This window comes from Desulfobacula phenolica (assembly GCF_900105645.1).
GTDB classification, from domain to species: Bacteria; Desulfobacterota; Desulfobacteria; order Desulfobacterales; family Desulfobacteraceae; genus Desulfobacula; species Desulfobacula toluolica.
On sequence record NZ_FNLL01000039.1, the window covers coordinates 1 to 3643 of the forward strand.

General features: G+C 37.1%; 6 protein-coding genes. All 6 read left to right on the forward strand.

Annotated elements, in window-relative coordinates; all coding sequences use genetic code 11:
• The first annotated feature begins 431 nt into the window (after nt 1–431).
• The 6 genes from BLT94_RS21570 (at nt 432) to BLT94_RS21595 (ending at nt 3560) form a co-directional block, all read left to right on the forward strand.
• Nucleotides 432–869, forward strand: a complete 438-nt coding sequence (locus BLT94_RS21570; protein ID WP_092238811.1) for a hypothetical protein — start codon at nt 432–434, stop codon at nt 867–869.
• A gap of 521 nt (nt 870–1390) precedes the next feature.
• Nucleotides 1391–1609 carry a TA system antitoxin ParD family protein gene (locus tag BLT94_RS21575; protein WP_041279536.1) on the forward strand — a complete coding sequence of 73 codons (219 nt, stop codon included), beginning with the start codon at nt 1391–1393 and terminating at the stop codon, nt 1607–1609.
• A gap of 6 nt (nt 1610–1615) precedes the next feature.
• Nucleotides 1616–1897, forward strand: coding sequence for a type II toxin-antitoxin system RelE/ParE family toxin (locus BLT94_RS21580; protein WP_092238814.1), 282 nt, complete (start codon nt 1616–1618; stop codon nt 1895–1897).
• A 212-nt stretch (nt 1898–2109) separates the two neighbouring features.
• Nucleotides 2110–2364 carry a type II toxin-antitoxin system HicA family toxin gene (locus BLT94_RS21585; protein WP_014957528.1) on the forward strand — a complete coding sequence of 85 codons (255 nt, stop codon included), beginning with the start codon at nt 2110–2112 and terminating at the stop codon, nt 2362–2364.
• The gene (locus BLT94_RS21590) at nt 2361–2696 is read left to right on the forward strand and encodes a type II toxin-antitoxin system HicB family antitoxin (protein ID WP_092238817.1); all 336 of its coding nucleotides are present in this window, start codon (nt 2361–2363) and stop codon (nt 2694–2696) included. The genes BLT94_RS21585 and BLT94_RS21590 overlap by 4 nt, the downstream gene beginning before the upstream one ends.
• Before the next feature lie 417 nt (nt 2697–3113).
• Nucleotides 3114–3560, forward strand: a complete 447-nt coding sequence (locus BLT94_RS21595) for a hypothetical protein (RefSeq protein WP_092238820.1) — start codon at nt 3114–3116, stop codon at nt 3558–3560.
• The last annotated feature ends 83 nt before the right edge of the window (nt 3561–3643 follow it).

Below are 3643 nucleotides of genomic sequence, written 5' to 3' on the forward strand. Positions count from 1 at the left end.
AATTCTTTACTGTAGTTTTTTCGTTTCAAAATATCCCCTTTCTGGACTGTTATATTTTATCTTAACACATTGTCCAGTTTTCGGGGTCCACTATATTAGATGAATATGAATATTATGACTCTATAAGTTTTGACGAAGCAGACAATCTTCATTTTACTGGAACTAATTTCAGCATATTTGTTGGAGCCCTCAATTGTTACTGGATTCATTATTCCTTAAAAGACAATAGGGAAATAAACAAGATAAAATTAAATGGTCTAAAAAACAATAAATATGCGGGGATATCTACATTAAAAAACAATAAACTTTACCTTACTCTTTCCCCTAATAGACGACGACTGTCTTCGTGGTTCATTGAGTACGACTGTGGCGCTAATAAAATCAACAGAGAGTACAAAATAGATGGAGATTGGAGGAATAGTTTTCTTGTTTTGGAAAAAAATGATAATGATAATTTCCGAATTTTTGCTACTGAATACAAAAAGAAGCATGGTAAAATTTTTAAATTTGCAAACTTAAATTTAAAATCAGGAATTATTACCACAGAAAAAAAGAGTTTTTTTGAAAGTCCTTATTATTTAATTTCAAAGCCTCTTTTTGGAGATATGGGTTTGTTGTTAGAAATGGAAGCCAAGGTGTCAAGACACTTTTCTGTGTATTTATATACGATTGCAATAATAAACTATGCAACAGGTGATTTGCAAAAAATAGGAGAAGTGTCGTACTCATCACATCTAAGAGCGCCTTTTAGTAAGATAAAAATAATAAAAATCGATAAAGAATATTACTTATATATTGCGTCTTTGCGCAAGGGACTCTATCGAATTAACGTGAGTAGGTTTTTGAATCAAAAAAATAGTGCAAAATGATTATCTTCTATGTACTTGAGTTTTCGAATTTTTTAATTTGACATTTTCTTATAACTATAAGTTTCAATATTTTCAAATAGTTATACAAGTTCTGGTTTTCTGAATTAATGGGGCAATGCTATTTTTGCTAAACGGCCATAACCGAAGAAAATAGACCAACCCCTTCAAACAGGGCGACTCACTAAAGGCAAAAAAAGTCAAGAACTATTTTTCGAAAACTTAAGTATGTAGTGCGCATTAAAAAGGTAATATAGCACCCATCACGAAAATAAGGTGAGGGCTGTTTTAATAAGAATAGGCCAACCAGCGTGTGAACCGGACAGCAAGGGTCTCCTTCTTTTTGAAGGTTAAAAAAAACTTTTGAATGATGTGCTTTCAATTAACTTTATTGGAAACCCTTGCCGACCGTTACCCAAACGTTCGCCTCCAAACACAATGCATAAAGCAATTTTTTATTGCATAATGCTACAATGCATGATATTATTGTCGCATTTAAAGTGACATTAAAGGAGGTAACTATAATGGCAACCGCAGTAAGAATAACCGACGATTTAGTCCGAGACGCTAAGATATATAGTCAAATTGATAAACGCTCTTTAACTGGCCAAATTGAACATTGGGCACGAATTGGTAAATGTTCTGAAGAAAATCCTGATTTAACATATAGCTTGGTAAAGGATATCCTTGTTGGTCTTGCAGAACTGGAACAAGGTGAATTATCAGAGTATAAATTTGGATAATTGCCAATGAAAATCTTACAGTCCCGTTCATTTGAGCGAAAAGTTAAAAAATTCAGCAAGCAAGATAAAGTAATCCTTGATGAACAAATTCAAATAATTGTCGAAAAACCTTCTATTGGTGAAGAAAAAAAAGGCGATCTTCGCGGAGTACACGTTCATAAATTTAAAATAAAAACTATCCTATATTTGCTTTCATATCGTTTTATGGGCGATAATTTAGAATTAATAATGATTGGCCCACATCAAAATTACTATAGAGATTTAAAAAACTACCTAAAAAAAAGCTAAAAGGCGAACCAGCGGGTGAACCGGACAGCAAGGGTCTCCTTCTTTTTAAAGGTTGAAAAAACTTTTGAATGATGTGCTTTCAATTAACTTTTTTGGAAACCCTTGCCGCCCGTTACCCAACCGTTGGAAAGCCTCCTTGCCGATTTTGAGCTATTGTACTATGCAATCATTTTTAGCTTGCACATGCAATCATTATGCGCTATCATATTAGCATGAAAACAAAACACCAAAAAACTTTGGCAACAATTTTCACTGACCCTGTAAATGGGAATATGGAATGGAACAAGATTGAGGCGCTTCTTATCGCACTTGGTTGCCGAGTTATTGAGGGAGCAGGATCAAGCGTTACCTTTGAGAAAAAAGGCATTCGAGCATATTTTCACAGACCACATCCTGAGAAGGAAGCTTTGAGGTATCGCATTAAGGATGCTCGTGAATTCATAAAGAAAATAGGAGAGACACCATGAAAGGGATGAATCATAAAGGCTATTTCGCCAAAGTTGAATTTGACTCTGAGGATCATATCTTTGTCGGCCATATTATTGGCATCCGTGATATTGTTGGTTTTCATGGTGAATCTGTCACCGAGTTGGAAACAGCCTTTCAAGAGGCAGTTGACAACTACCTTGCTGCCTGTAACGAACTTGGCAAAGAGCCTAACAAGCCATATTCCGGCAATCTTATGCTAAGAATTCCTTCCGAGATACATGCGGCAGTGGCTTCTGCAGCAGAAGCCAGCGGTAAAAGCATTAACCAGTGGGCGGCTGGAGTTCTGGAGAAAGAAAGTCACGCCCATTAATTTCCCAAGAGACTCAAGCTTATAGCTTCTAAGTACTCGAACATAAGTTCCGTCCTCTACATAGCAAGGGATTCCGCCGATTGAGAGGCCTTCTTCCAAGCTGAAATCGGAAAAAATTTTAGTCCAGGTGCTTAAGTGGTTCCTGCATTTCCAACAGGCGGGTGAACCGGACAGCAAGGGTCTCATTCTTTTTAAAGGTTGAAAAACTTTTCAATGGTGTGCTTTCAATCGACTTTTTTGGAAACCCTTGCTGCCCGTTACCCAAACGTTAGGGCCTCGGAAAAAATAAATTTCAGCATATGAATAGCCTTCTGCTTTGTCCCACGGCGCACCTTGATATGAGCTGCCAAATCATACAATAGGCCTGCCCCCTATTTGGTGAATTTTAAAATTTCTACGCCCCTTAGACGATAAATTATGAATATCAATTGGCCATCATTACTTATAGGTGCAAGTCCACTAATTATAGGACTCATTCTGAAGCTTTTACTGGACATAAAGCTTTGGCCACCTCTTATCAAGCTACTAAGCAAAATCCCTGTAAGAAGTATATACCGAGATAACCCTCCTAATCTAAGAGGTGAATGGGATGTTTTCTGGGAAAGCGAAAGCCCAAACTTTGAGGATGCTAAAGATCGGCATAAAACAGCCCGGATCTATCAATTTAGTGATTATTGCTATGCGGACTATGCAGCATTAGATCAGAGATATTGTATGACAGGGAAGATTGAGGGGTCTCACCTCACAGGAGTTTGGTATAATAAGAATGACAACCATGGATACCGTGGTGCATTCCAATTACGCATCGGTAATTCAAAAAAGTTAACAGGACGTTGGTTAGGGTTTTCCGGCTCTAACGAATAAGGTTAGATTGTGTGAGCGCAGCGAACCACAATCTGAACCGTTTGTTGGACAAGCCCGGTCACCATATATAGAAAATAGCTTTT